The sequence below is a fragment of the Zetaproteobacteria bacterium genome, assembly GCA_003696765.1.
GTDB lineage: Bacteria > Pseudomonadota > Zetaproteobacteria > Mariprofundales > J009 > RFFX01.
In genome coordinates, this window is sequence record RFFX01000061.1 from 1 (window position 1) to 25,522 (window position 25,522).

Genomic DNA, 25,522 nt, shown 5'->3' on the forward strand with positions numbered 1-25,522 from the left:
ACGGCCCGCGCCTGCAGGCCAAATACGGCGCGGCGATGAAGCTGTGCAGCTTCGCCGTGGTCTCGGTCGGCTTCGAGCGCATCCTGTGGCGCCGGGTGCTCTGAGAGCCCGTTTCCCCGATCGTGGAAGATCGATGGAAGGGGTCCGCGCTCCTATGCCGCCTGCTCCTCCTCTTCCGTTGCCCTGATCCTCCAGCCGCAGCCCGCACGGGGGCAGAGCAGCTCGGTGCCGTTGCGTTTGGTGGTCTTGCGGGTGACGAAGGGGGCGCCGCACTCCGGGCAGGGGCGGGCGACCGGTTCGTTCCACAGGGCGTTCTTGCATTTGGGATAGCCGGAGCAGGAGTAGAACACTTTGCCCCGGCGTGACTTTTTCTCGAGGAAGGTGCCGGAGCCGCACTCCGGACAGGTCACGCCGGTGTCCCGCGGCTGCTCCAGCGGTTGGATGTTCTTGCACTTCGGGTAGGCGGAGCAGCCGAGGAACCTGCCGTAGCGCCCCTGTTTGACGACCATCGGTGCTCCGCATTTGTCGCATGTGCGGTCGGTGACCTCTTCCGCTGCTCCCTCCTCCCGCTCCCCTTCGATCGGGCGGGTGTACTTGCACTTGGGGTAGCCGGTGCAGGCGTAGAAGCGGCCGTAGCGCCCCAGCTTGATGGCCAGCGGAGCGCCGCAATCGGGGCAGGACTCCCCGGTCTTCTCCATCGGCCGCGCGCTGTCTGCCGCCTTGTCGACGTCGGCCTTGAACGGTTGCCAGAAGGAGCGCAGCAGCGGTTTCCACCCCGCCTCGCCGCGGGCGATGGCGTCGAGCTTCTCCTCGATGTCGGCGGTGAAGCCGGTGTCGACGATGTCGGCGAAGTTGCGCACCAGGAACTTGTTGACCCATTCGCCCACCTCGGTGGGGACGAAACGGCGTCGCTCCATCCGCACGTAGTCGCGCTCGCGCAATACGTTGAGGATCGAGGCGTAGGTCGAAGGCCGTCCGATACCGTGTCGCTCCAGCTCGCGGACCAGCGTCGCCTCGGTGAAGCGCGGCTTGGGCTCGGTAAAGTGCCGGCGCGGTGTGACCTTGTCGATGGCGACCGGCTCCCCCTCGGCCATGGGGGGGAGCATCCGCTCGCCCTCCTCCTGCTCGTTGTCGTCGCGCCCCTCGGTGTAGAGCGTGCGGAAGCCGGGAAAGCGCACGGTGGAGCCGGTGGCGCGCAGGGTGAGTCCACCCCCGGTCAGCTCGACCCGTATCTGGTCGAGGATCGCGGCGGCCATCTGGCTGGCCACCGCCCGCTGCCAGATCAGGTTGTAGAGCCGCCACTGTTCGCCGTCGAGCGCCTCTTTGAGCTGTTCCGGCGTGCGGGCGGCGGAAGAGGGGCGGATCGCCTCGTGCGCCTCCTGCGCATTCTTGCTTTTGGTCTTGAATCGGCGAGGTCGCTCCGGCAGGTAGTCGGGACCGAAGCGTTCGGCGATGAGCCTGCGCAGTGCGGTGAGCGCGTCGTCGGAGAGGGCGACCGAGTCGGTACGCATGTAGGTGATCAGGCCGATGCGTTCCCCGTCGACCTCCACCCCTTCGTAGAGCCGTTGGGCGATCTGCATCGTCTTGCGTGCGGTAAACCCGAGCTTGCGCGCCGCCTCCATCTGCAGCGTGGAGGTGATGAAGGGGGGCGGGGGTGTCTGCCGGGTCCCTTTTTTCACCACCTGATCGACATGGAAGGAGGCCGCTTCGATGCGCCCGGCCAACGCGCGGGCGGCCTTGCCGTCGGGGATGGCGAACTTGGTCAGCTTCGTTCCGTCCACCGCATGCAGTTGCGCCTCGAAACGGCCTCCCCTCCCCGTGCAGGCGGCCTCGATGGTCCAGTATTCGCGTGGCTTGAAGGCGCGGATCTGCTCCTCGCGCTCGCAGATCATGCGCAGCGCCACCGACTGCACCCGGCCGGCGGAGAGCCCGCTGCGGATCTTGCGCCAGAGCAGCGGTGAGAGGGTGAAGCCGACCAGGTAGTCGAGGGCGCTGCGGGCCTGCTGGGCGTCGACCAGATGCTCGTTGATCGACTCGGGGTGGGCGAAGGCCTCGCGGATCGCCCGTTCGGTGATCTCGTGGAAGGTGACCCGCTGCACCTGCTTGCCTTCGAGCAGGCCGCGCTGACGCATCACCTCGGCCACATGCCAGGCGATCGCCTCCCCCTCGCGGTCGGGGTCGCTGGCCAGGATCAGGGTGTCGGCCCGCTTCAGCGCGTTGGCGATGGCGTCGAGCCGCTTCTTCCTGTCGGCGATGATCTCGTATTCGATGGCGAAGTCCCGTTCGGGATCGACCGAGCCGTCCCGCTTGGGGAAGGCGCGCACATGGCCGTAGGTGGCGAGCACCTTGTAGCCCTTGCCGAGATACTTTTCGATGGTCCTGGCCTTGGCGGGCGATTCGACGATGACGACTGCGCTCATGGAAACAGGGGGGATCTCCAGGTGGATGGTGATGGGCGGCGACGCCTGCGGCTGGTCCGGCCGCGGCGGGCGTGCCGGGGGGCGCCGCCGGTCAGTCGGGGTGGGTCAGCGCGTAGCGATTTCCCGGCAGGCGCTCGATCACCCCGCGCATCTCGAGGGCGAGCAAGGCTGGGGAAAGGCAGGAGAGGGTCAAGCCGCTCTCCTCGACCAGGGCGTCGATGTGGCGGGGCTCCCGCGCCAGCAGGCGGCAGACGATCTCTTCGGTTTCGTTCTCCGGCGCGGCTGTCGGCGGCGGCCCGCAGTCGGCGGGCGACCAGCCCAGGGCGTCGCACAGCTGGCCCGGTGCATCGAGCAGTTGCGCCGCCCCCTCCCGGATCAGTGCGTGGCAGCCGCGGTGGCCTTCGCCCAGCACACTGCCCGGCACGGCGAAGAGCTCGCGGCCGTACTCCAGCGCGCGCCGGGCGGTGATCAGCGAGCCGGAGCGCCGCGCCGCCTCCATCACCACCGTGGCCGGCGTCAGGCCGGCGATGATGCGGTTGCGCCGGGGGAAGAAGTGGGCGCGGGCGCGGGTCTGCGGCGGCAGCTCGCTCACCACGCAGCCGCCGCCGTCACAGAGGGCTTCGATCTGTCGCCGTCGGGGCGTGTCGGCGGCGGCGATGCCGAATCCGAGCACAGCCACCGACGGCGCGTGGGCCTTGAGCGCGCCGTGGTGGGCGGCGCTGTCGATGCCCGGAGCCATGCCGCTGACGATCACCGCGCCGGCCTCCGCCCAGAAGCGGCTCCAGCGGCGGGTGACGGCGATCCCCTCCTGGGTGGCGCGGCGGGCGCCGACCACCGCCACCATGCGCGGCGCGGTCAGCGCCGCGAGGTTCCCGCGGTAGAAGAGCAACAGCGGAGCGTCGTCGCAGGCGGCGAGCTGTGGCGGATAGGTGTCGTCGTCGATGGCGCACAGGCCGATGCCGGCGCGGGCACATCGCGCCAGCAGTGGGGCGGGATCGAAAGCGGCCGCCCGCTCCAGCGCGGCGACCAGCCTGTCGCCCACACCACTGATCGTCCGCCACCCTTCGGGCCCCATCCGCCACAACGCCTCCGCACCGCCCGCCGCATCCAGCAGCCTGCGCCCGATCAGTTCGCCGACCCCTCGGGTCAGGGTCAGCCGGAGGGTGGCGACGGCGGCGGCCGTGGGAGGGGGAATCACGGGGTGACGGCGTCCTCGACGACGAAGCGTGCGGTGGTGTTGCCGTTCCAGTCGTTGCGCTCCAGCCGCCCGACCAGCGCCACCTCCATCCCTTCGCGCAGGGTGCCGGCCAGAGCGCCGGGGCGGAAGGCGATGGCGCCGATGCCCGCCCCCCCGGGTGCGCGCATCCAGAGCGAGAGGGCGCCTGCGCCGACGGTGCGCAGCCGGTGGATGACGGCGCGGTGGAGCAGCAGCCGGCAGGGTGGATTGCCTTCGCCGGTCGGCTCGAAGCGGGCGATCCGTTCGGCCAACGCCAGATGGCAGGCGTCGACGGTCAGGGCGAGGTCGATCAGCTCCGGCGGCTTGCGGATCCCCCCTTCGGCCAGTTGGCGGCTGACCGTGTCGGCGAAACGGTGCAGGAAGGCGCTCCATCGCCTCTTGGGCAGCGCGCAGCCGCCGGCGCCGGCGTGGCCGCCGAAACGGTCGAGCAGGTCGCTGCAGTCGGCGAGCAGCCGCTGGATGTGGAAGCCGGGGACGCCGCGCAGCGAGAGATGGATGGTCTCCCTCTCGTCGAGGTAGCCGATGGCCGCCGGCCGATGGGCCTTGCGCGCCAGCTTGCCGGCCACCAGCCCGACCACGCCGGGATGCCATTTGGGGTCGTAGGCGGCGATCAGCCCCTGATCGCCGAGACGGCGTCGCACCTGGCGCAGGGTCTCCGCCTCGACCGAGCGTCGCCGCCGGTTAAGCGCATCCATCTCCCCGGCCAGCGCTGCTGCTTCGGCGGGGTCGTCGGCCAGCAGCAGCCGGACGGCGGTCTCGCCGTGGTCCATGCGCCCGGCGGCGTTGATGCGCGGCGCGATCTGCCAGGCGATGGTCTCCACCCGCACCCCCTTCCCCGGGTCGCATCCGGCGACCCCAAGCAGCGCCTTCAGCCCGGCCGACGGCTGCTGTTGCATGCGCGCCAGCCCGTGGTGGACCAGGATGCGGTTGACTCCGGTCAGCTCCACCATGTCGGCGATGGTGGCCAGCGCCACCCGGTCGAGCAGCCGCTTGAGGTCGTAGGCGGGGGGGCGGCCTGCCGCCCGCAACAGCTTCCACAGGGCCGCCAACAGGAAGAAGGCGACGCCGCAGCCGCACAGTCTGCGGCCGGCGAAGCCGCAGTCGGCACGGGCAGGATTGAGGATGGCGAAGGCGGGCGGAAGCGCGCCTCCGCCATCGGCCTCGGGCAGATGGTGGTCGGTGATGATCAGATCCATGTCGTGCGCGGCCGCGGCTTCGGCGGCGGCGAAGCAGGTGATGCCGGTGTCGCAGCTGATCCCCACCCGGCAGCCGGATGCCGCCTGGCGGCGCACCGAGTCGACGGCGATGCCGTGGCCCTGGTCCGAGCGGTGGGGCACCTCCCAGGTGACCGCAAGCCCGGCGGCGCGCAAGCCTTCGACCAGCACGGCCGTGGCGGCGACGCCGTCGGCGTCGAAGTCGCCGAAGATGTGTACCCGCTCGCCGCGCTCCATCGCGGTGATCAGCCTGGCGGCCGCCTTGCCGGCATCGACCATGGACAGCGGGTCGGGCAGGCGGGCCAGGCGCGGGGCGAACCACTCGTCCTCCTCCCCCTCCAGCCCGCGGTGGCGCAGCAGCAGCCTCCATGCGGTGACCGGATCCCCGGCGCACTGCTCCTCGAGCCCCTCCCGCCACGGAACGCCGGAACGCCAGGCGAGCCGCCGCCCGAGCAGCGAGGTTGCGCTCTCCTGTTCGTCCATCGCCCGTATGCTGCGTCCGGCGGGGCGTGGGCGCCATCGGTTCGGTCCTCTGGTGCCGGTGTTGCCGGAAGATGGTGCCCCGGTGGCAGTGCGGATTTCGGGCTGTTTCGGCCAGCTTCCTGTTTTTTCTCCATAAGATGGTGTATATGCGCGATGGTCGCCGGGCCGCTCGCCCGCATCCTTCTTCGCGGCCGCGGCGCGGTTGTTGACACCCTTGGTGTCGGGTTTACCGTTTGGTCAGGTCCGCGGCGGGGGATGGGGGCGTACCCGCCCGGCGGCCGTGGCTGCGGACGGGGTTGCGATCGGATCAGGGAGGGCTCGCCTATGCGCATTCTGGTGGTGGACGACAGCGCGGCGGTTCGGGGCTACCACACCGACATCCTCAACCGGGCGGGGCACGAGACGGCGGTGGCGATCAACGGGGTCGAGGGGTTGGATAAGGCGCTGCTCGAGGACTACGACCTCTTCCTGGTCGACGTCAACATGCCCAAGATGGACGGCTATGAGTTCGTCCGCCAGATCCGCGAGGATGCGCGGCTGCGCGACCGGCCGGCGATCATGATCTCCACCGAGTCGAAGGGGCGGGACAAGATCGCCGCCTTCGATGCCGGGATCGCCCACAACGTCAGCCAGGCCAACCACGCCGCCGAAGTGATGGGCGTGAGCATGGCGGCGGTGCGCGCCGCGGCCGATACCACCAACCACAGCGTGGAGACGATGAATCAGGCCACCCAAAATCTGCGCCAGAGCATCGACGAGCTCGATCAGGTGGTGAAGAACTACATCGGTGAGACCGAATCGGACGACATCGAGCTGTTCTGACCGGCGGTGACGAAGGCGACGATCTCGGCCATCGCCTCCTTCAGCGTGCGTTGCGGCGCAAACCCGAGCGCGCGCAGCGGGCCGCTGTCGTAGCGGGCATCGCCGATCAGCTTGTCGAGCGCAGCCGAGTCGAGTGGGGGTCGGCGGCCGGTGACGGCGCCGATGGCGTCGCCGAGGGATGCGGCGGCGGTCAAGAGCGGCAGCGGCAGCCGCAGGCGGGGCGCCGGGCGGCCGAGGGCGTCATAGATCCACTGCGTGATCTGCTCGATGGCGTACTCCTCGCCGTCTGTGGCGATGAAGACGGTGCCGGCCGCCCCGGGATGGGTGGCCAGCAGCATCGCCGCGCGCGCCACATCGGCGACATGGATCATCGAGCGGCGGTTGCCGCAGGCCGGCAGCGGCGGGAAGCGGCGGCGGGCGATGGCGCGGATCATGCGCGGCAGGTTGCCCTTGTCGGTCGGGCCGTAGACCATCGCCGGCCGCAGGATCACCGGCTCCACCCTCTGTTGCGCCAGCAGCAGCCGCTCCGCCGCCCGTTTGGCCGCGCCGTAGGGGGTCTCGGGGGGGGCGGGGTCGTCGGCGCGCATCAGGCCGGGGCGCATCCCCGCCGCCTTGACCGAGGAGAAGTAGACCATGCGCCGCACGCCGGCGGCGCGGGCGGCATCGAGCAGACGGCCGGTGGCCTCGACGATCAGCGCGTCGTACTCGTCGCGCTCCTGCCGCCGCTCGGCCAGCGCATGGGCCTTGCCGGCCAGATGGAAGATCGACTCCACCCCGTCGAACAGCGCGGGATCGGGCGGGCTGCGCAGCTCCCACCGCCGCCAGCGGACGCCCTCGATCTCCGCGGGGCTGCGCGAGGTGCCGACCACCTCCCAGCCGGCCTCGCGACATTGCCGGGCCAGCTCCCGGCCGATGAAGCCGGTCACCCCTGTGATCAGGACGCGCATCGCGTGGTGGTCGGCTCTCGGTCGACGCCCGGCGGTCGGCCGGCGGAGGCTCCGCCGTTCGGGGAAGGGGCTCCCCTTCTAGGGTGCCTCGTCGGGTTGGGCGAGACCGATCCGGTGGACGGTCACCTTCTCCGGGCTGGTGCCGTAGCTGGTCTCGCCGGAGAAGGGCGACCAGACGTAGCGGGGGTGGACGATCTCCGGCGTCGGGACGAAGAAGGTGCCCAGATCGACCACCCCGACCAGCGTGCGGCCGACGGTGTGCATCACCCCCTCCAGCAGTCCGACGGTCAGGCCACGGAAGATGTGGTTGCCGTGCCCTTCGTGGATCACATACTTGGGCAACTCCAGCCAGCCGGTGGCGGTGTTGGCGAAGCCGCGGGCGAACTTGTCGGCCACGCTCTGGGCGTAGCCCTGTTCGGCGGCGGTGGCGGTGGGTGTGGCGAGCGCGCTGCCGAACAGCAGCAGCAACGCGGCCATGAGGCTTGATTTCATGTGCTGCTCCTCCTCCAATGGTGATGGCTCCGTCGCACGGCTGGCGGCCCCTTGCGAGACCGTCGGAGACGATGCGGCGGCAAGCGGACGGACTATGGAGGGGAAGCGGGCTGTGGTCAACGGTGCGCCGCGGCGGGTGGCCCTCTTCGGCGGCAGTTTCGATCCGCCGCACCGCGGCCACGACGCGCTGGTGCGCGCCGCGCTGCGGCTGCTGGAGCCGGAGCGGTTGCTGGTCGTCCCCGCGCTCGTTCCATTGCACCGGCGGCTCTCCGGCCGGGTCGGGCCGGAGCGCAGGCTGGCCTGGCTGCGTGCGCTCTGGCGCGACCTGCCGGAGGTGGAGGTGGTGGACTGGGAGCGGCGGCCGACGCCGACCATTGTCACCCTGCGCCGCTTTGCCGACCGTTTCCCCGGTGTGGTGCCGCTGCTGCTGCTCGGTGCCGACGCCGCCGCCGGGATGGAGGAGTGGGTGGGCTATCCCGAGCACCGCTGTTGGTGCAATCTGGCGCTCTTCCCCCGCGCCGGCGGGGAGGCGGCCGCTCCGCCGGCCGGCTGGCGTCTCTGCACGCCGGAGGCGTGGCAGCGGGATCCTGAGCCGAGCGGCCGGGTGGTGCGGCTGGCCGTGCGGCTGCCCGCGGTTTCGGCGACCGAGGTGCGACGACGGGCGCGCAGGGGAGAGGCGATCGACGCGTTGGTGCCGGAGGCGATCGCCGACGAGATCGCGGCCAGCTATGGCCGGGTGGAACGACAACAGGGAGCATGATGAATACCGACACTGCAGACGACGGAACCGAAGCGCTGGTGGAGGCGTTGCGCACGGCGCTGGACGACAAGAAGGCGGTGCAGCTGGTCACCCTCGATGTGCGCGGCTCCTGCGCCTTCGCCGACTACTTCATCATCGCCGACGGGCGCAACGGCCGCCATCTCAAGGCGCTGGCCGAGGCGGTGGTCGAGGTGGGCCACCGTTTCGGTCTCCCGGCCCCGATCGAGGGGCTGGATGCGATGGAGTGGCTGGTGATCGACCTGCTCGATGTGGTGGTCCACCTCTTCCTGCCCGAGACGCGCGAGTATTTTCAGCTCGAGCGGTTGTGGCAGGCACCGCCGGAGCGGCCGGCCTGCGCCAGCGGCTGATCGTCGTCGGGCGGGGCGATCCCGCCCTGGCCGAGTACGAGCAGCGCTTTGTGGCGCGGATCCGTCGCTTTGCACCGCTGGAGCTGGTGGAGCTGCCGGCAGGGCGGGAGCGGCGGGTGGAGCAGCGGCGCGTGCGGGAGTCGGCGCGCATCCTCCGCCGCCTGGAACGCGCCGGGATCTCGGTGCTCTTCGACGAGCGGGGGGCGGCGGTGGAGAGCCCGGGGTGGGCCGCCTTCCTCGACGGTCTGGCCGGCAACGCGGCGGTCGACTACATCATCGGCGGGGCGGATGGGGTCGAGCCGGAGCTGCGCCGGCGGGTCGACCACTGCTGGAGCCTCTCCCGCCTGACCCTGCCCCATCAACTGGTGCGGGTGGTGGTGCTGGAGCAGCTCTACCGCGCCCACTCCATCCGGGCGGGTCAGCCCTATCATCGTTCGTAGTCGGCAGGCGGCGAATCGGCGCGGCTGTCGCTCAGGGAGGGGGATTGGGATTCCCCGCCTCTACGATGTGGCGGCGGACTCCTGGGCGATGATCCCGGGCAGGGCGTGCAGCGCCTGCTCCAGCCGATCGGGCCGGGTGCCGCCGGCCATGGCCATCTCCGGCTTGCCGCCGCCCCGGCCGCCGCACTGCTCGGCCAGCCGGTTGACCAGCCGTCCGGCGTGGAAGCGGTCGGTCAGGTCACCGGTCACGCCGACGATGAGTTGCACCTTCTCCCCCCTGCGCCGGCCGAAGGCGATCACCCCCGATTTCAACCGCGCCTTCGCCTTGTCCATGAGGTCGCGCAGATCCTCCGCCTCCTCCGGTGCCGGGCAGGAGAGCACCGCCACCTCCCCCACCCGGTCGGCGCGGGCGATCAAGCGGTCGAGGGCGGCGGTCGCGGCGCGGGCGCGGACGGCCTCCAGCTCCCGCTCCCGCTCCTTGAGCCGTTCCTGCAGCTGCTCCACCTGCCCGGGAAGGGCCTCCGGGCGGCTCCTCAGCCGGGCGGAGAGGCGCTGGAGCAGCGCGCGGTCCTGCTGCATGCGGGCGAAGGCGACATCCCCGGTGACCGCCTCGATGCGACGCACGCCGGCGGCGATGCCGCTCTCGCCGGTGATGCGGAACAGCCCGATGTCGCCGGTGGCGGTGACATGGGTGCCGCCGCAGAGCTCGACCGAGTCGCCGGCGGTGACCACCCGCACCTGGTCGCCGTACTTCTCGCCGAAGAGGGCCATCGCGCCCCGGGCGATCGCCTCCTCCTGATCCATCACTGCGGTGGTGACCGGGCTGTTGGCCAGGATCGCCGCCTCCACCTGTTGTTCGATCTGCTCGATCTCCTCTTGGCTCAGCGGGGAGAAGTGGTGGAAATCGAATCGGAGTCTCGCATCGTCGACCAGCGAGCCTGCCTGCCGGACATGGTCGCCGAGCAGCCGCCGCAGCGCCCGATGGAGCAGATGGGTGGCGGTGTGGTTGCGCCGGATGGCGTCGCGCCGCCGGCCGTCGACCCGCTGCATGACGATGGCGCCGCGGCTGAGGGTGCCCTGCTCCATGCGGCCGATATGTACCCAGAGATCGGGTAGCAGCTTCTGCGTATCTTCCACGATGAAGCGACTCTGGTCGGCCTCGATGGTGCCGCGGTCGCCCACCTGTCCGCCCGATTCGCCGTAGAAGGGGGTCTGGTTGGTCACCACCATCGCCCGGGTTCCCGCCTCCAGCCGCTCGACCGGTTCGTGCTCCACAAGCAGCGCGATGACGCTCCCCTCGGCCTCGGTGGTGTGGTAGCCGAGGAACTCGGTCGGCCCATACTGTTCACGGACGGAAAAGAGCGCCTCGGGCACCGCCTGCTCGCCCGAGCCGCGCCAGGCGCTGCGCGCCCGCTGGCGTTGTTGCTCCATGCAGCGTTCGAACCCGGCATGGTCGAGGGCGATGCCGTGCGGGCGGACGATGTCGGCGGTGAGATCGAGCGGGAAGCCGTAGGTGTCGTAGAGGGTGAACAGCGTCTCCCCGTCGATGGTGCCGCCTGCACCCGCCCGGGCGACGGCCTCCTCCACCAGCTTCAGCCCCTTGTCCAGCGTGCGGATGAAGCGCTCCTCCTCGATGCGGATCAGCCGGGCGATGGTCTCCTGCTGTTCGACCAGCTCGTGGAAGTGACCGCCCATGGTCTGGACCAGCGCCGGCACCAGGCGGTGGATGCAGGCCTCCTCCATCCCGAGCAGACGGGCATGGCGGCAGGCGCGACGCAGGATACGGCGCAGCACGAATCCGCGCCCCTCGTTGGCCGGCAGCACCCCCTCGGCGAGCAGGAAGCTGACCGAACGAAGGTGGTCGGCCAGCACGCGCAGCGAGACCTGCTGAGCGGCGTCGGGCGCGGTGATCCCGGTGATTTGGCCGGCGGCGTCGATCAGGTGGCGGAAGAGGTCGATGTCGTAGTTGTCATGCACCCCCTGCATCACCGCGGCGATGCGCTCCAGCCCCATGCCGGTGTCGACGCTGGGGTGGGGCAGCGGAGTGAGCGTGCCGTCGGCGGCACGATCGTACTGCATGAACACCAGATTCCAGATCTCGACGAAGCGGTCACCCTCCTCGTCGGGGCTGCCGGGCGGGCCGCCGGGGATCTCCGGACCGTGGTCGTAGAAGATCTCCGAGCAGGGGCCGCAGGGGCCGGTATCGCCCATCGACCAGAAGTTGTCCCTGGCGCCGATGCGGGCGATGCGCCCCTTCGGGATGCCGATCTCCCGCCGCCAGATGTCGTACGCCTCGTCGTCCTCCTCGAAGACGGTGACGAACAGCCGTTCGGGGTCGATGGCCAGCTCGTCGGTGAGGAAGCGCCAGGCGTAGTCGATCGCCTCGCGTTTGAAGTAGTCGCCGAAGGAGAAGTTGCCCAGCATCTCGAAGAAGGTGTGGTGGCGGGCGGTGTGGCCGACGTTCTCCAGATCGTTGTGCTTGCCGCCGGCGCGGACGCACTTCTGGCTGGAGACCGCGCGGCGGTAGCTGCGGGACTCGCGGCCGAGGAAGCAGTTCTTGAACTGCACCATGCCGGCGTTGGTGAAGAGTAGTGTCGGGTCGGCGTGCGGCACCAGTCCGCTGGAGGGGACCACCGTGTGGTCGCGGGCGGCGAAGAAGTCGAGGAATCGCTGGCGGATCTCGGCGGTCTCCATTGCGGGTTACTCCTCCTCTCCGTTGGCGGCCGGTCGCGCGGCCAGCGCGGCCCGCGCCACATCCATCGCATATCCCTTGCCGCAGAGGTAGCGCAGCAGGCGTTGCCACAGCCGGCGGTCGCCGAAGCGCCGCCCTTCGGGGTCGCGCTTGTCGATCAGTCGGCGGCAGGCGGCCTCGGCATCGACCTCCCTCTCGAGGGCGGCGACCGCCTGCCGCAGCGCCTCCTCCTCCACCCCCTGCCGCCGGGCGCGAAGCAGGGCCAGCTGCAGCGACTCACCGCGGCGGATGCGGCTGCGCAGAAAGCTCTCGGCGAAGCGCTCCTCGCTCTGCCACCCCTCCTGTTGCAGCCGGGCGACGGTTGCATCGACCGCCGCGGGCGCTGCACCGGTGGCGGCCAGCTTGCGGCGCAGCTCCGCTGCAGCGTGTTCGCGCCGGGTCAGCAGCCGGAGGGCGCGCCGGTAGAGCGCCTCCGGGTCGGCCGGGTCAGCCGGCAGGTCGGCCCTGCCCCTCCGGGGCGGAACGGCGCCGCTTCAGCCCCAGCTTGTCGCGGATGGCCTCGGCCAGCCGCTCCAGCATCTCCGGATGCTCCTTGAGGTAGCGGATGGCGTTCTCCCGCCCCTGGCCGATGCGCTCGTTGCCGACGGCGTACCAAGAACCGCTCTTCTGCACCAGGCCGTGCTGCACGCCGAGATCGACCACCTCGCCGGCGAAGGAGATCCCCTCGCCGTACATGATGGAGAACTGCGCCTGTTTGAATGGGGGGGCGAGCTTGTTCTTGACCACCTTGACCCTGGTCTCGCTGCCCAACACCTCGTCGCCCTTCTTGATGGTTCCGGTGCGGCGGATGTCGAGCCGCACCGAGGCGTAGAACTTGAGCGCGTTGCCGCCGGTGGTGGTCTCCGGATTGCCGAACATGACGCCGATCTTCATCCGGATCTGGTTGATGAAGAGCACCGTGGTGTTGGAGCGGGAGATGGTGCCGGTCAGCTTGCGCAGCGCCTGGCTCATCAGCCGAGCGTGCAGGCCGACGTGGGAGTCGCCCATGTCGCCGTCGAGCTCCGCCTTGGGGGTGAGGGCAGCGACCGAGTCGACCACGATCAGGTCGACCGCCGCCGAGCGCACCAGAAGGTCGACGATCTCCAGCGCCTGCTCGCCGGAGTCGGGCTGGGAGAGCAACAGGTCGTCGATCTTCACCCCCAGCCTTTCGGCGTAGAGGGGGTCGAGTGCGTGTTCGGCGTCGATGTAGGCGACGGTCCCCCCCAGCTTCTGCGCTTCGGCCGCCGCATGCAGCGCCAGCGTGGTCTTGCCGGAGGATTCCGGGCCGTAGATCTCGACGATGCGGCCGCGCGGATAGCCGCCGATGCCGAGTGCCGCATCCAGCGCCAGGCCGCCACTGGGGATGACATCGACATCGACCCTGCTCTGGTCGCCCATGCGCATGATCGAACCCTTGCCGAACTGGCGCTCGATCTGGCCCAGCGCGGTGGCCAGCGCCTTCTCCTTCGGGCTCTCCTGCTGCGCCATGATCTTCCCCCTCGCCTGATGGTGGTCTCCGGGCGGTTGAGACGCCCCGGGCGAAGGGTATCGCTAATGGAGCGCGATCTCCACGTCGGCCAGCGACGGCGGCGGCCGGTCGAGAACGATGAGGTAGTCGCGGCTGCCGCCGGCGGGCACCGGCGCACGATCCTCGTCGGGCGGCTGCCATTCGGGCTGTTGCAGTTGGGCCAGCGTGGGGTGGTGGAAGAGCATGGCCAGGGTGGTGACCGGCTCCACCGCCGGATCGTTGCTGCGGGCGGTGACGATGATCGGCGGAGGCGGCCGGTCGAAGAGGACGCCGTTGTGCAGCCGCAGGCTGATGGCCAGGAGCGGGGGGGCGCCGCGGCGGGCGATCCACTGCGGTTTGCCGTGGGAGAGCCGCCAGCCGATGGAGCGCTGCGGCGCCCACCAGGCGCGGATGGTCTCGATCAGGCGGCTGTGGCTCCACGCCTGCTGGTGGATGCCGAGGCCGAGCAGCGCGACCAGGAAGAGCATGGCCAGCAGCCAGGGCCAGAGCCGTTGGGCGGGCGCTTTGGGCGGTGCGGCGATGGGGGCATCGGCGAAGTCGGTCATGGTGGGGATGATCGGCGGCTCCCCCGCCCCTGTCGCCGCGGCGCCGTCCATGGGTGGGGTGGGCACCGCTTCGGCCGCGGTCGCACCGTTGCGGGGCGGGGTGGCCCCATCGACGGCGGAGGGCTTCTCCGCCGCGGGGGAGAGGGGGCGGGCGATCTCCGCACGGAAACGGCCGTCGCAGTGGTGGCAGTGGAAGGGGTGCTCCCCCGGAGGCGGGGGCGGTTGCAGCCGGTAGGCGCTGCCGCAGAAGGGGCAGAAGAGGGTCGACGCGGGCGGCGCCGACCCGCTCTTCGTCATGGGGACGGGATCGATGCGCCCGTCGGTTGCCTCCTCGCTCCCGGATGTGATGCCGGCCTCATGCGAAGCGCTCACTCGTTGTGGTCGAAGCTCCGATAGCCGTGCTGGCGCACCAGAGCGTCGCGCTCGGCCTCCTTGAGATCCTCGCGCATCATCTCGGCGACCAGATCGCGGAAGCCCGTCTTCGGGCGCCAGCCGAGCTTCTCCTTCGCTTTGGTCGGATCCCCGAGCAGGGTATCCACCTCGGTCGGGCGGAAGTAGCGGGGGTCGACCGCCACGATGCAGCGTCCCTGATCGTCGTAGCCTTTCTCCTCCACCCCTTCGCCCCGCCAGTGGATGTTGATGCCCACCTCGGCGGCGGCGAGCTCGACGAACTCGCGCACCGAGTGCTGTTCACCGGTGGCGATGACGAAATCCTCCGGCTCCTCTTGCTGCAGCATCAGCCATTGCATCTCGACGTAGTCGCGGGCGTGGCCCCAATCGCGCAGTGCGTTGAGGTTGCCCAGATAGAGCCGCTGTTGCAGGCCGAGCTTGATGCGAGCCAGCGCGCGGGTGATCTTGCGCGTGACGAAGGTCTCGCCGCGTACCGGGGATTCGTGGTTGAACAGGATGCCGTTGCAGGCGTAGATGCCATAGGCCTCGCGGTAGTTGACGGTGATCCAGTAGGCGTAGAGCTTGGCCACCGCGTAGGGCGAACGGGGGTAGAAGGGAGTGGTCTCCGACTGCGGGATCTGCTGCACCTTGCCGTAGAGCTCGGAGGTGGATGCCTGGTAGAAGCGGGTCTTCCGCTCCAGGCCGAGGATGCGGATCGCCTCCAGCAGGCGCAGGGCGCCGAGCGCGTCGGAATCGGCGGAGTACTCCGGCTCCTCGAAGGAGACCGCCACATGGCTCTGTGCGCCCAGGTTGTAGAGTTCGTCCGGCTGGACCCGCTGGATGATGCGGAGCAGGCTGGAGGAGTCGGTCAGATCGCCGTGGTGGAGGATGAAGCGGCGCTCCTCCTCGTGCGGATCCTGGTAGAGGTGGTCGATGCGGTCGGTGTTGAACAGCGATGCACGCCGCTTGATGCCGTGGACCTCGTAGCCCTTCTCCAGCAGCAGTTCGGCCAGGTAGGAGCCGTCCTGGCCGGTGACGCCGGTGATCAGCGCCCGTTTTCTTGTTCCCATGTCACCACTTCCTTGTAACTCCTGATCGAATCGCGAAACGTCCATAGAGGGGCCGTTGCGCTCGGATCGGCCCGGTCAGAACTCCCGCAGGATCCACTGCGGCGGGGCGGGGTGGCGGTAGCCGCCGGGGAGGCGGCGGAAGCGGCCGTCGCCCTCGTCGTCGTAGAGGTAGTAGGGGGGCAGCCCTCCCGGCGGCTCGACCTTGATCATGTAGACCCGTCCGTGGCGGGCGTATTCGGTGATGCGGGCGCCGTCCTTGCGGGTGTAGGCGCGGATGTCCACCCCCGCTTCGGCGGCGGGCGCACCGCCGGGTGCCTCGATCGTTGCGGGCGGGGCAGCCGCCTGTGGCGGGGCGGAGGTGCGCCGCTCCGGCGGGGTGGTGTCGGGCGGCAGCGGCGGGGCGTCGGCGGCGGCCGCCATCGACGGGAGCAGCAGGGCGGCCAGCACGCACCATCGACCCGCCATGATCGACTATCCCTCCCCTTCGAGCAGCGCCTTGAGGATCTCCAGGTCGGTGGCGATCTCCTTTTTGGCGATCGCCGCCACCACCGGCGAGGCGATCTTGAAGAACTTGCCGACGTCGACATCCAGCACTCGGCGCACCCGGGTGCCCCCATCGACCGCCTCCATGGTCATCGAGGTGGTCATCGGGAAGGGGCCGGTGGTGGAGTGGGCCTTCCAGTAGCTGCCGTCCTCGCTGCGTTCGGTCACCACCCAATCCTGCTCGATCACCCGGCCGAGGAACTTCTCCTTGACGTGGTAGGTGGTGCCGACCGCCGGGGGGCCTTCGCTGCTCTTGCGCGACTCCAGCACCGACGACTGCCACAACGGATCGTTGGATTCGTCGTCGACGAAGGCGACCACCTCCTCCAGCGGTCGGTCGATGATCACTTCGGCGGTGATGTGGCTCAGGGGCATGGAACCCTCCTTCTCGTCTCGATCCTTCTCATGCGGAGCCTTCTCATGCGGGATCGCCGGGCCGGCGGCCGGCTCCGCACCGGACGCCGCCACGCTGGTTGGTGCAAGTAGGTCGTCAAACGTCGCGCAGCAGCTCGGTGATGGCGGTCTTGCTGCGGGTCTGTTCGTCCACCTTCTTGACGATCACCGCGCAGTAGAGGTTGGGCCCGCCCGACCGGCCGGGCATGGAGCCGGGCACCACCACCGAGTAGGGGGGCACCTCGCCGTAGTGGGTGGTTCCGCTCTCGCGGTCGTAGATCCGGGTGGAGCGGCCGAGGTAGACCCCCATGGAGAGGACCGAGCCCTCGCGCACGATCACCCCCTCGGCCACCTCCGAGCGGGCACCGATGAAGCAGTGGTCCTCGATGATCACCGGATCGGCCTGGATCGGCTCGAGCACGCCGCCGATGCCGGCGCCGCCGGAGATGTGGCAGTAGCGCCCGATCTGGGCGCAGGAGCCGATGGTGGCCCAGGTATCGACCATCGTCCCCTCGTCGACCCAGGCGCCGATGTTCACGTAGGAGGGCATCAACACCACCCTGGGGGCGATGTAGGCCCCTTTGCGCACCGTCGCGGGGGGGACGACGCGGATGGAGGCCTTGCGGAACATCTGCTCACCCCAGCTGGCGAACTTGAGCGGCACCTTGTCGAAGTAGTTGGAGATGCCGCCGTTGATCAGCTGGTTGTCGCGCAGCTTGAAGTAGAGCAGCACCGCCTTCTTGAGCCACTGCTGGGTGACCCAACGGCCCTCGCCATCGCGTTCGCACACCCGCACGCCGCCGTCGTCGAGCAGGGTGATGGTGTGTTCGATCGCCTCGCGGGTTTCGGCGTCGACGTTGCGCGCGGTCCACGCGTCACGCCGCTCCCACGCGGTTTCGATGACCTGTTGCAGATGGTTCATGGGCCGGTTTGGGGTGGATCTTCCATGATCATCGTCGCCAAAGCCCCTCCGTGGACGTTCGGCCCGGCGTGGATCGGAAGAGCGTGCCCCGCCGATCCACGCGCGGCGCCTGCAACGCTATCGACCCCGGATGGAGGCGCAACGCGGGCGCCCAGGATGGGCGGGGTGCTCAGCCGGAACGGAGCATGCGGGCGATCTCCGCCGCCAGGGCGGGGTAGCGGCACGGCTTGGTCAGCACCGCGCTTCGCTCCATCGCCTCCTGCGAGCCGAAGACTTCGCTTCTGTCGTAGCCGGTGACGAAGATCACCGGCAGATCCGGTTTGATCTCGCGCAGCCTTCGGGCCAGTTGCGGCCCGCCGATGAAGGGCATCACCACATCGAGCAGGGCCAGCGCCACCTCCTGCTGGTGTTGCGTGAAGAGCGCCAGCGCCTCTTTGCCGTCTTCGGCCTCGAGCACGCTGTAGCCGAGGTCGCGCAGGAACTCGGCGCAGGGGGTGCGCACGTTCTCCGCGTCGTCGGCCAGCAGGATGGTGATCCCCGCCCCGTCGGCCGCCGGTGCGGCCTCCATCGGCTGTTCCGTTGCCCCGGTCGATTGCGCATCGTCGAGCAGTGGCAGCAGTAGGTGGAAGCTGGTGCCGCGGCCGACCGTGCTCTCCACGTCGAGGATGCCGTGGTGGCTCTCGATCGTGCCGTAGCACATCGCCAGCCCCAGTCCGCTCCCCTTGCCCACCTCCTTGGTGGTGAAGAAGGGCTCGAAGATGTGGGGCAGGTTCTCCTGCGGGATGCCGCAGCCGTTGTCGACCACGGTGATGTGGGCGTAGCGCTCTCCCTCGCGGAGCTGCAGCCGCTCCAGCCGGGGGTCGTCGCTGGTGGTGGAGACGGTGATGGCGATCTCCGGCTCGGGGGTGCCGGCGACGGCGTCGCGGGCGTTGTTGATCAGGTTGAGCATCACCTGCTGCAGCTGGGTGGCGTCGCCGCGCACGGTCAGCCGCTCCCCGGCCGGGGGCAGGTGGTGGGTGAAGTGGATGTTCTCCGGGATGGAGAGTCGGGCCAGGCGGAACACCTCCTTGAGGAACGGGCGCAGCGGAACCTCCTGCATGGTGACCATTCCCTTGCGGGCGAAGGCGAGCAGCTGGGCGATCATCCGTGCCGAGGAGCGGCACAGCTTGTCGATCTGCCGCAGGTGCTCCCGGGCGGGGGAGTCGGCGTCGATCTTCTGCTCCGCCAGGTAGATGTTGCCGGTGATGCCGCCGAGTAGGTTGTTGAAGTCGTGGGCGATGCCGCCGACCAGCGTGCCGATGGCCTGCATCTTCTGCGCCTGCACCATCTGCTCTTCCATGGAGAGCTCGCGCGAGATGTCGGAGAAGACGCCGACGTAGTTGGTCACCTCGCCCGCCTTGTTGCGGATGGCGGTGATCGACAGGTGTTCGGCGTAGATCTCACCGTTCTTGCGTCGGTTCCATACCCGGCCGCTCCACGATCCCTCCTCGGTGAGCTGCCGCCACATGGCGCGGTAGAAGGCGGCGTCCTGCCGGCCCGATTGCAGCATGCGCGGGTTGTTGCCGATCGCCTCCTCGCGGCTGTAGCCGGTGACCCGCTGGAAGGCGTGGTTGACGCTGAGGATCGTTCCCTCCGCGTCGGTGATGATAACCCCTTCGACGGTGTTTTCGATGGCGCGGGAGGCGAGCAGCAGCCGGTGTTCGGCCCGTTTGCGCTGGGCGATCTCCTCGCGCAGCTGCTCCTGGGTGCGGTAGAGCTCGACGAAGGCGGCCACCTTGGCCTGCAGGATGGCCGGATCGACGGGCTTGGTCAGGTAGTCGATGGCGCCGACGGAATAGCCCCGGGCGATGTAGCGCGACTCCTTGCTGATGGCGGTGAGGAAGATGACCGGGATCCGGGCGCAGTGGCGGTTGCGCTTGATTACCTCCACCGTCTCGAAGCCGTTCATGCCGGGCATCTGCACATCCATCAGGATCAGCGCGAAGTCGTGGCGGGAAAGCAGGATCTCCAGCGCCGCCTCGCCCGATTCGGCGGTGATCAGCCGGTAGTCGGGGCGGTCGAGCAGCGCCTCCAGCGCCGTCAGGTTGGCCGGGGTGTCGTCGACCAGCAGGATGTTGACCTTGTCGTTCCCGCCGCATTCACCATTGGGGCGAGGGTGGCGAAAAAGGCGTCGGGAGTAAAGCGGTGGGCGTCGGGCACGGCACCCAGCGCCGCTTCGGGCATGGCGGGGAAGGCGGCGCTCGCCGGCTCCTGCACCAGGCAGCGGCCGCCGCGCGCATGGATGGCGCGCAGGCCGGCGGCGCCATCGTGCCCCATGCCGGAGAGGATGACGCCGGCGAGCCGGTCGGCGAAGCAGTCGGCGGCGCTGGCAAACAGCGGGTCGATCGCCGGGCGGCAGTAGTGTTCCGGCGGATCGAGGCTCAGGGCCAGCCGGCCGGGCGGCTCGATCAGCAGGTGGTAGTCGGCCGGGGCGAGGTAGAGGCGGCCGGCGGCCGTGCGCATGCCGTCTTCCGCTTCGACCACGGCCAGCCGGCAGGCGCGATCCAGCGTGTCGCGCAGCAGGGCGTGGCTGCCACGTCGGGTGTGCTGGACCAGCGCGACGAACTACGGCACCGCTGCCGGGATCTGCGGCAGGATGCGATGGAGCAGCTCCACCCCGCCGGCGGAGGCGCCGATGACCACGGCGCGCAGCCGCCCGCCGGATACCGGGGCGGGCTGGCCGGAGGCCGTCGGCTCATGCTCCATCGCAGCGGCGGTAGATGCGGTGCTCCCGATCGACCGCTGTCAGCTTGGGATGGCGGGCCGATTCGCGCGCGCCGACCACCAGGAAGCCGAGCGGCGCCAGGCTGTCCACCATGAGCTGCACCACCCGCTGCTTGAGCTCCTGGTCGAAGTAGATCATCACATTGCGGCAGAGGATCAGCGCGCACTGCTGGAAGCTGGCGTCGGTGGCCAGGTTGTGGCGTGAGAAGGTGATCGCCCGCTTGAGTGCTGCGTCCATCACCGCCCGGCCGTAGCCGGCGGTGTAGTAGCGCGAGAAGTCCCCCGCGCCACCTGCGGCCAGGTAGTTGGCGGTGGCCGTCTTGATGCTTTTGATGTCGTACACCCCTTCGCGGGCGGTGGTCAGCGCCTGCTCGCTGATGTCGGTGGCGTAGATGCGGGCGCGTTCGAGCAGACCCTCTTCATGCAGCAGGATGGCCAGCGAGTAGACCTCCTCGCCGGTGGAGCAGCCGGCGAGCCAGATGTGGAACAGCGGGAAGCTGCGCAGGAAGGGGAGGACTTCGCTGCGGATGGCGCGGTAGCAGTCGGGGTCGCGGAACATCTCGGTGACATGGACCGAGATATCCTCGACGAGCCGTTCGATCCACCCCTGCTGGTGCAGCAGCCGCTCCTGCAGCGCGGAGATGGTGGCGATGCGGTGGCGCTCCATGTGGCGCGCGATGCGCCGCTTGAACGAGGTGTGGGCGTACCTGCGGAAGTCGTAGCCGAACCGGTGGCGGAGCGCCTCCTTGAGCAGCGCCAGTTCGAGCTCTTCGACGGATGCGTCATCCACCTCCTGTTGCGGGTGCCGTTCGGGGATGGGCGTTTCCTTCTGCGGCTGTGGTGGCCGGCGGCACATCACCGCTCACCCGTGCAGCCACACCCGGATGAGCGAGCGCAGCTGGCCGGTGTCGACCGGCTTGCTGATGAAGTCGGTTGCGCCGGCGGCCATGCACTGGGCGCGATCCTCGGCCATCGCCTTGGCGGTCAGCGCCACGATGGGCAGGTCGCGGAAGCGCTCCATGGCGCGGATGCGGCGCATCGCCTCCAGACCGTCCATCTCCGGCATCATCACATCCATCAGCACCAGCTCGATCTCCTCGCCCTGCGCCTCGATCTGCGCGATCGCCTCGCGGCCGTTGCGCGCGGTCAGCACGCGCATGCCGGCCTCCTCGAGCAGGCCGGAGAGGGAGAAGATGTTGCGGATGTCGTCGTCGACCAGCAGCACGGTGTGGCCGGCCAGCTCGGTGCCATCCTCGGTAGCGCGCGGCTGATCGCCTGCATGGCGGAAGTGGTGCAGGAAGAGGCGGGTCTCGGCCAGCAGCCGCTCCGAGGCGCAGGTGCCCTTGATGATGATGCTGTGCACGTTGCGCTGGATGCGCTCGGCCACCTCGGGGGGAAGCTCCTCGGCGGTGTGGAGGATCACCGGCACCGGGTTGCCGCCGTTGATTGCCTGCCGCTCCTGCTCCATGCGCCGCAGCAGCTCCTCGCCGCCGATGTCCGGCAGGTTGAGGTCGAGGATCATGCAGTCGACCTGGTGGTGGCGCAGGTAGTCGAGCGCCTCCTCCCCCCGCCCGACCAGCTCCACCTCCACCCCGTGCTCCTCGAGCAGGGCGCACAGCGCCCGGCTCTGTGCCGGATCGTCCTCGACGACGAGCAGCCGCCCGAGATCACGCGCCAACACGGCCTCCATCTGGCGCAGCATCTGCTCAAGCTGGTCGCGCTCGGCCGGCTTGCGCAGCCAGGAGCGCACTCCCTGCTGCTGCAGCCGGCGCCGCTCTTCGTCGTCATCGCGGCAGGAGATGACATGGACCGGGATGGCAGCGCAGCGCGGCAGCCGCCGCAGCCGGGTGAGCAACTCCGCGCCGTCGATGTCCGGCAGGTTGAGGTCGAGCAGCAGGGCGTCGGGGTGGAGGGCGGCGGCCAGCGCCAGGGCGTGGTCGCCGCGCAGCGCGCACAGCGTCTGCATGCCGTGTTCGCGCACCAGTTGCTGCAGCACGCCGGCGAAGTCGGCGTCGTCCTCCACGATCAGCACGGTGGGGCGGTGGTCGGCGTCGCGCCGCGCGCGGTCGTCGTCGAGCGGGTTGGGAATCTCCTCCAGCGGCATCGTCGGCATGGGCGCCACCGCTTCGCTGGTGGTGGAGGCCTCCGGCCGTGGCGGAATGGCCGCGGGTTCCCTCTGCCCGGCCGGCGCATCGAAGGCGGCGACCGGCAGGGTGAGGGCGAAGCAACTGCCCGCGCCCGGCGTGCTCTCCACGGCGATGGTGCCGCGCAAGAGCCGGGCCAGCTCGCGGCAGATGGAGAGCCCCAGCCCGGTGCCGCCGTACTTGCGGCTGGTCGAGCCGTCGGCCTGCCGGAAGGCCTCGAAGATCTGCTCCAGCTTCTCCGGCTCGATGCCGATGCCGCTGTCGCGCACTGCGAAGCGGAGGTGGTCGGGATCGGGCTGGTCGAGGATGAGGGTGACCGTGCCGCCACGGTCGGTGAACTTGCAGGCGTTGGCCAGCAGGTTCTTCAGGATCTGCTTGAGCTTCGGTTCGTCGCTGACCATCTCTGCCGGCAGGGCATCGGCACGCTCCAGCCGCAGGGTGAGGCCGGCCTGTTCGGCGACATGGGCGAAGTCACGCCGCAGCGCCTCGACGGTTTCGCTCGGGTTGAACGGGCGGGGGTCGACCTCCATCCGGCCGGCCTCCACCTTGGCCAGGTCGAGGATGCCGTTGATCAGCTCGAGCAGCTCCCGGCCCGAGTGGAGGATGGTGCGGGCGTACTCCCGCTGCTTGTCGCTCAGCCGCCCTTCGCGGTCGTTGGCCAGCATCTCGGCCAGGATCAGCATGCTGTTGAGCGGCGTGCGCAGCTCGTGCGACATGTTGGCCAAGAACTCCGACTTGTAGCGGCTGGCCTGCTCCAGCGCGGCGGCCTGCTGCTTGAGCGCTTCGGTCTGCTCCTCCAGCTGTCGGCTGGAGTGCTCCAGCGCCTCGCTCTTCATCTCCAGCGCGGCGTTGGCCTCGCGCAGCTCCTCCTCCTGCGCCTGCAGCTCCTCGGTCATCGCCTGAGACTCTTCGAGCAGGGCGCGGTTGCGCTCGGCCTGCAGCAGGGCGCGGATGGCGGCGGCGAGCAGCGGGGAGGCCTGCCGCAGCAGCTCCTGCTCGATCGCCGTGGGGGCGTGGAACAGGGCCAGCTCGATCACCCCGACTGGCGCGCCGTCGGCGAGCAGCGGCTGGGCGAGCAGCCAGCCGGGTTCGGCCTCGCCCAGGCCGGAGCGGGCGCGCAGCCGGTCGGTGGGCAGCCAGCCTGTGGGCAGATGGTCGAGGCAGAGCTGGCGCCGGTCGCGGGCGCACTGGCCGACCACTCCCTCGCCCATGGCCACTTCGCGCCCCAGCCAGCTATCGTCGCAGGCGTATTGGCCGACGCAGCAGAGCGCCGCGTGCTCCGCGCCACCTTCCGGCAGCTCGCGGCAGACGAAGAGCAGACCGCAGGGGGCGCCAAGCGCGCGGGCGAGCAGCGGGGTGACGGCGGCGGCCAGCGCCGCCACATCGGGTTGCCCCTGCATGGCTCCACCCAGCTCGACCAGGGTGGAGCGCAGCCAGTCGTTGGCCCGGTGCTCGGCCTCGTTGGTCCGGAGCACCTCGGCCAGGTGGGCCAGCGCCCGGCCCAGCCGGTCGCGCTCGCCCTGGATCGCTACCTCGATGTCGTAGCGCCCCTCGGCCAGACTGTCTGCGATGTCGGCGGTTGCACGCAGGGTACGGGTCATGGCGGCCAGCGCCCGGCCGATGCGATCGTCGTCGGAGCGCGGGGTGACCGCGGTCTGGAAGTCGCCGCGGGCGATCTCTTCGGCACGGGCCACCGTCTCGCGCATGGTCTGCACCATCGCCTGCAGGGCACGGCCCAGTTGATCGTGCTCGCCCTGCAGCCGCACTTCGCGCGCGAGGTTGCCACGGGCGATGGCCGAGGCGATCGCCGCGACATGGCGCAGGGTGACGGTCATGCTCTGCAGGGCGATCCCCAGCTCGTCTTCGGGCGAGCGCGCCGCAATCCGAGCGCGGAAATCGCCCTGGGCGATGGCCTTGGTCTGGTCGATCGCCTCGACGATGCGCCGGCCGAGCCCCTGGGCGGCATCGATCATCGCCCCGATCTCGTCGTGGCCGTGGTATTCGATCGGTTGCAGGTTGGTCCTGCCCTGCTCCAGCCGCGCCATGTTGTCGGTCAGCCGGCGGATGGGATCGACCATACTGCGGATCAGCGGCCGGCTGATGGCGATGAGCAGCGCCACCAGCACCACCATGGCGATGAGAAAGAGGGTGCGGAAGCGGGCCAGCCCGGCGAGATGCTCCGCCCTCGGCACGCCGTGGACGACGAACCAGAAGCGCGATTTGTCGGCCTTGACCGGCCAGGCGCGGGTGAAGAAGTGGACCAGCCCGTCGGGGGTATCGAGGTGGCCGGAGACCTGCTGCTGCATTTTTGCCCAGAGCAGCGGCTGCGCGATGCGGGCGTTGGCCGCGGGCAGCCCGAGGTCGAAGCCGAAGCGCTGTTCCCGGTCGGGATGGGCCAGGTAGAAGCCCTGCCGGTTGATCAGGTAGAAGCGGTCGTGCTCCTCCCGGCCGAAGTCGGTGTCGTCCTCGCGCAGCGCCTCCAGCCGGTCGAGCAGGGGGCCGGCGAACATGTTGAGCACCAGCACGCCGTGGCGGGTGCCGTTGCTGTCGATCAGCGGCGTGGCGAAGCGCAGCACCGGGGTGTGCGGTGTCTGGATCCTGCCGTGCTCGCGGTTGAGGTCGAGCGGCGAGCTGTAGATGGCGCCGCGCGGCAGCTTCATGGTCTCGGTGAAGTAGGGGCGGTCGCCCTTCCACTGCAGCGCCTCGCCGGTGATGGCGTGCGGTTCGTCCATCTCGGTGCGGCGCTCGATGCGGACCAGCTCCCGCCCGTCGCCTCCGATCAGGCGCAACTGCATGTACTGCCGGTTGGATTCCATGAAGGCGCGGAAGGTGTTCTGGACGCTCTGCAGCCACCTGGCGGCCTCGCTCTGCTCGCCGATGGCCTGCCACAGCAGGAAGCGGCCGAGGTCGTGCGAGGCGGCCAATAGACGCAGGTCGTGCGGTGGCAGCATGGTGGCGCGGTCGAGCAGGGTCACCGCCCGCTTCAGGTGGGCGCGGTCCTGCATCTCGGCGGTGTGGCGGTAGAAGTCGCTCGCCTGGCGCCAGGCGAAGCCGGCGAGCAGCACCACCGGCAGCAGCGCGACCAGCAGCACGACGGCGGTCAGCTTGGCCTGCAGCGACCAGTGACGCAGGCTGAGCCATGTGTGCGCGCTCACAGCGCGGAGACCGCCTGTTGCAGCCGGCGGTCGCACCAGCCGAGCAGCTGCGCCACATCGGCCGGATGCTTGCCCCGGTAGCGGCGGGTGACCGGGGTGCGGCTGTCGGTGAGGCCGAGCAGGTATTTCACCGGCTGCAGCTCGGCGATGATCAG

At 70.0% G+C, this 25,522-nt stretch carries 20 protein-coding genes and 1 pseudogene; 4 read left to right on the forward strand and 17 right to left on the reverse strand.

All coding sequences use genetic code 11. The features are described from left to right. Positions 1-152 precede the first annotated feature (152 nt). The 3 genes from topA to recJ all read right to left on the reverse strand — a co-directional run bounded on the left by topA (position 153) and on the right by recJ (position 5,354). Positions 153-2,420 carry a type I DNA topoisomerase gene (gene topA, locus D6682_06200; GenBank protein RMH50759.1) on the reverse strand — a complete coding sequence of 756 codons (2,268 nt, stop codon included), beginning with the start codon at positions 2,418-2,420 and terminating at the stop codon, positions 153-155. Between the two features lie 91 nt (positions 2,421-2,511). Continuing rightward, on the reverse strand, positions 2,512-3,618 hold the full coding sequence (gene dprA / locus D6682_06205) for a DNA-protecting protein DprA (protein RMH50760.1): 1,107 nt from the start codon (positions 3,616-3,618) through the stop codon (positions 2,512-2,514). Then, positions 3,615-5,354, reverse strand: a complete 1,740-nt coding sequence (gene recJ, locus D6682_06210) for a single-stranded-DNA-specific exonuclease RecJ (GenBank protein RMH50761.1) — start codon at positions 5,352-5,354, stop codon at positions 3,615-3,617. The genes dprA and recJ overlap by 4 nt, the downstream gene beginning before the upstream one ends. A gap of 324 nt (positions 5,355-5,678) precedes the next feature. On the opposite strand from recJ, the gene D6682_06215 reads away from it, so the two are divergent. Next, positions 5,679-6,176 (forward strand): response regulator, encoded by a 498-nt coding sequence (locus D6682_06215; protein RMH50762.1) that lies wholly within the window; start codon positions 5,679-5,681, stop codon positions 6,174-6,176. On the opposite strand, the gene D6682_06220 is transcribed toward D6682_06215, so the two are convergent. Together D6682_06220 and D6682_06225 are read right to left on the reverse strand one after the other, a co-directional pair. After that, entirely contained in the window at positions 6,134-7,123 is a 990-nt protein-coding gene (locus D6682_06220; protein RMH50763.1) for an NAD-dependent epimerase/dehydratase family protein, read from the reverse strand. The two genes, D6682_06215 and D6682_06220, sit on opposite strands and share 43 nt — an antisense overlap. Positions 7,124-7,201: 78 nt before the next feature. Beyond that, positions 7,202-7,615: an exosortase system-associated protein, TIGR04073 family gene (locus tag D6682_06225; protein ID RMH50776.1), complete on the reverse strand. Its 414-nt coding sequence runs from the start codon at positions 7,613-7,615 to the stop codon at positions 7,202-7,204. Here D6682_06225 and D6682_06230 point away from each other — a divergent pair. The 3 genes from D6682_06230 to D6682_06240 are packed head-to-tail and all read left to right on the forward strand — an operon-like array spanning position 7,548 to position 9,183. After that, a complete protein-coding gene (locus D6682_06230) occupies positions 7,548-8,375 on the forward strand; it encodes a nicotinate (nicotinamide) nucleotide adenylyltransferase (protein RMH50764.1) in 828 nt (275 codons plus the stop codon). The genes D6682_06225 and D6682_06230 overlap by 68 nt on opposite strands. Further along, on the forward strand, positions 8,375-8,743 hold the full coding sequence (gene rsfS / locus D6682_06235; protein RMH50765.1) for a ribosome silencing factor: 369 nt from the start codon (positions 8,375-8,377) through the stop codon (positions 8,741-8,743). Before D6682_06230 ends, rsfS begins: the two co-directional genes overlap by 1 nt. Beyond that, positions 8,728-9,183: a 23S rRNA (pseudouridine(1915)-N(3))-methyltransferase RlmH gene (locus tag D6682_06240; protein RMH50777.1), complete on the forward strand. Its 456-nt coding sequence runs from the start codon at positions 8,728-8,730 to the stop codon at positions 9,181-9,183. The genes rsfS and D6682_06240 overlap by 16 nt, the downstream gene beginning before the upstream one ends. 60 nt (positions 9,184-9,243) lie before the next feature. Here D6682_06240 and D6682_06245 read toward each other — a convergent pair whose 3' ends face one another. From D6682_06245 to D6682_06300, 12 genes and pseudogenes are all read right to left on the reverse strand, one after another. Beyond that, positions 9,244-11,877, reverse strand: a complete 2,634-nt coding sequence (locus tag D6682_06245) for an alanine--tRNA ligase (protein RMH50766.1) — start codon at positions 11,875-11,877, stop codon at positions 9,244-9,246. Between the two features lie 6 nt (positions 11,878-11,883). After that, on the reverse strand, positions 11,884-12,318 hold the full coding sequence (locus D6682_06250) for a regulatory protein RecX (GenBank protein RMH50767.1): 435 nt from the start codon (positions 12,316-12,318) through the stop codon (positions 11,884-11,886). A 43-nt stretch (positions 12,319-12,361) separates the two neighbouring features. Next, positions 12,362-13,402, reverse strand: coding sequence for a recombinase RecA (gene recA, locus D6682_06255; protein ID RMH50768.1), 1,041 nt, complete (start codon positions 13,400-13,402; stop codon positions 12,362-12,364). A 63-nt stretch (positions 13,403-13,465) separates the two neighbouring features. Next, on the reverse strand, positions 13,466-14,359 hold the full coding sequence (locus D6682_06260; protein RMH50769.1) for a hypothetical protein: 894 nt from the start codon (positions 14,357-14,359) through the stop codon (positions 13,466-13,468). Continuing rightward, positions 14,356-15,447, reverse strand: coding sequence for a GDP-mannose 4,6-dehydratase (gmd, locus tag D6682_06265; protein RMH50770.1), 1,092 nt, complete (start codon positions 15,445-15,447; stop codon positions 14,356-14,358). The genes D6682_06260 and gmd overlap by 4 nt, the downstream gene beginning before the upstream one ends. 75 nt (positions 15,448-15,522) lie before the next feature. Continuing rightward, positions 15,523-15,912, reverse strand: a complete 390-nt coding sequence (locus D6682_06270; protein RMH50771.1) for a DUF2782 domain-containing protein — start codon at positions 15,910-15,912, stop codon at positions 15,523-15,525. A gap of 6 nt (positions 15,913-15,918) precedes the next feature. Next, the gene (locus tag D6682_06275; GenBank protein RMH50778.1) at positions 15,919-16,365 is read right to left on the reverse strand and encodes a hypothetical protein; all 447 of its coding nucleotides are present in this window, start codon (positions 16,363-16,365) and stop codon (positions 15,919-15,921) included. 115 nt (positions 16,366-16,480) lie between these two features. Next, complete coding sequence (gene dapD / locus D6682_06280) at positions 16,481-17,305, reverse strand: 2,3,4,5-tetrahydropyridine-2,6-dicarboxylate N-succinyltransferase (GenBank protein RMH50772.1); 825 nt, start codon at positions 17,303-17,305, stop codon at positions 16,481-16,483. 169 nt (positions 17,306-17,474) lie between these two features. After that, on the reverse strand, positions 17,475-19,274 hold the full coding sequence (locus D6682_06285; GenBank protein ID RMH50773.1) for a response regulator: 1,800 nt from the start codon (positions 19,272-19,274) through the stop codon (positions 17,475-17,477). A gap of 110 nt (positions 19,275-19,384) precedes the next feature. Then, a pseudogene (locus tag D6682_06290) lies at positions 19,385-20,050 on the reverse strand (chemotaxis protein CheB). Continuing rightward, entirely contained in the window at positions 20,040-20,924 is an 885-nt protein-coding gene (locus D6682_06295; protein RMH50774.1) for a protein-glutamate O-methyltransferase CheR, read from the reverse strand. The pseudogene D6682_06290 and the gene D6682_06295 overlap by 11 nt, the downstream one beginning before the upstream one ends. Before the next feature lie 6 nt (positions 20,925-20,930). Continuing rightward, positions 20,931-25,367: a response regulator gene (locus tag D6682_06300; GenBank protein ID RMH50775.1), complete on the reverse strand. Its 4,437-nt coding sequence runs from the start codon at positions 25,365-25,367 to the stop codon at positions 20,931-20,933. Positions 25,368-25,522 lie beyond the last annotated feature (155 nt).

Coding starts and splice junctions, on each gene's coding strand:
- D6682_06245 (RMH50766.1), bottom strand. CDS start 11,877: ATGGAGACCGCCGAGATCCGCCAGCGATTCCTCGACTTCTTCGCCGCC.
- D6682_06225 (RMH50776.1), bottom strand. CDS start 7,615: ATGAAATCAAGCCTCATGGCCGCGTTGCTGCTGCTGTTCGGCAGCGCG.
- gmd (RMH50770.1), bottom strand. CDS start 15,447: ATGGGAACAAGAAAACGGGCGCTGATCACCGGCGTCACCGGCCAGGAC.
- topA (RMH50759.1), bottom strand. CDS start 2,420: ATGAGCGCAGTCGTCATCGTCGAATCGCCCGCCAAGGCCAGGACCATC.
- D6682_06275 (RMH50778.1), bottom strand. CDS start 16,365: ATGCCCCTGAGCCACATCACCGCCGAAGTGATCATCGACCGACCGCTG.
- D6682_06295 (RMH50774.1), bottom strand. CDS start 20,924: ATGTGCCGCCGGCCACCACAGCCGCAGAAGGAAACGCCCATCCCCGAA.
- D6682_06215 (RMH50762.1), top strand. CDS start 5,679: ATGCGCATTCTGGTGGTGGACGACAGCGCGGCGGTTCGGGGCTACCAC.
- dapD (RMH50772.1), bottom strand. CDS start 17,305: ATGAACCATCTGCAACAGGTCATCGAAACCGCGTGGGAGCGGCGTGAC.
- D6682_06220 (RMH50763.1), bottom strand. CDS start 7,123: ATGCGCGTCCTGATCACAGGGGTGACCGGCTTCATCGGCCGGGAGCTG.
- D6682_06285 (RMH50773.1), bottom strand. CDS start 19,274: ATGGATGTGCAGATGCCCGGCATGAACGGCTTCGAGACGGTGGAGGTA.
- D6682_06270 (RMH50771.1), bottom strand. CDS start 15,912: ATGGCGGGTCGATGGTGCGTGCTGGCCGCCCTGCTGCTCCCGTCGATG.
- recJ (RMH50761.1), bottom strand. CDS start 5,354: ATGGACGAACAGGAGAGCGCAACCTCGCTGCTCGGGCGGCGGCTCGCC.
- rsfS (RMH50765.1), top strand. CDS start 8,375: ATGAATACCGACACTGCAGACGACGGAACCGAAGCGCTGGTGGAGGCG.
- recA (RMH50768.1), bottom strand. CDS start 13,402: ATGGCGCAGCAGGAGAGCCCGAAGGAGAAGGCGCTGGCCACCGCGCTG.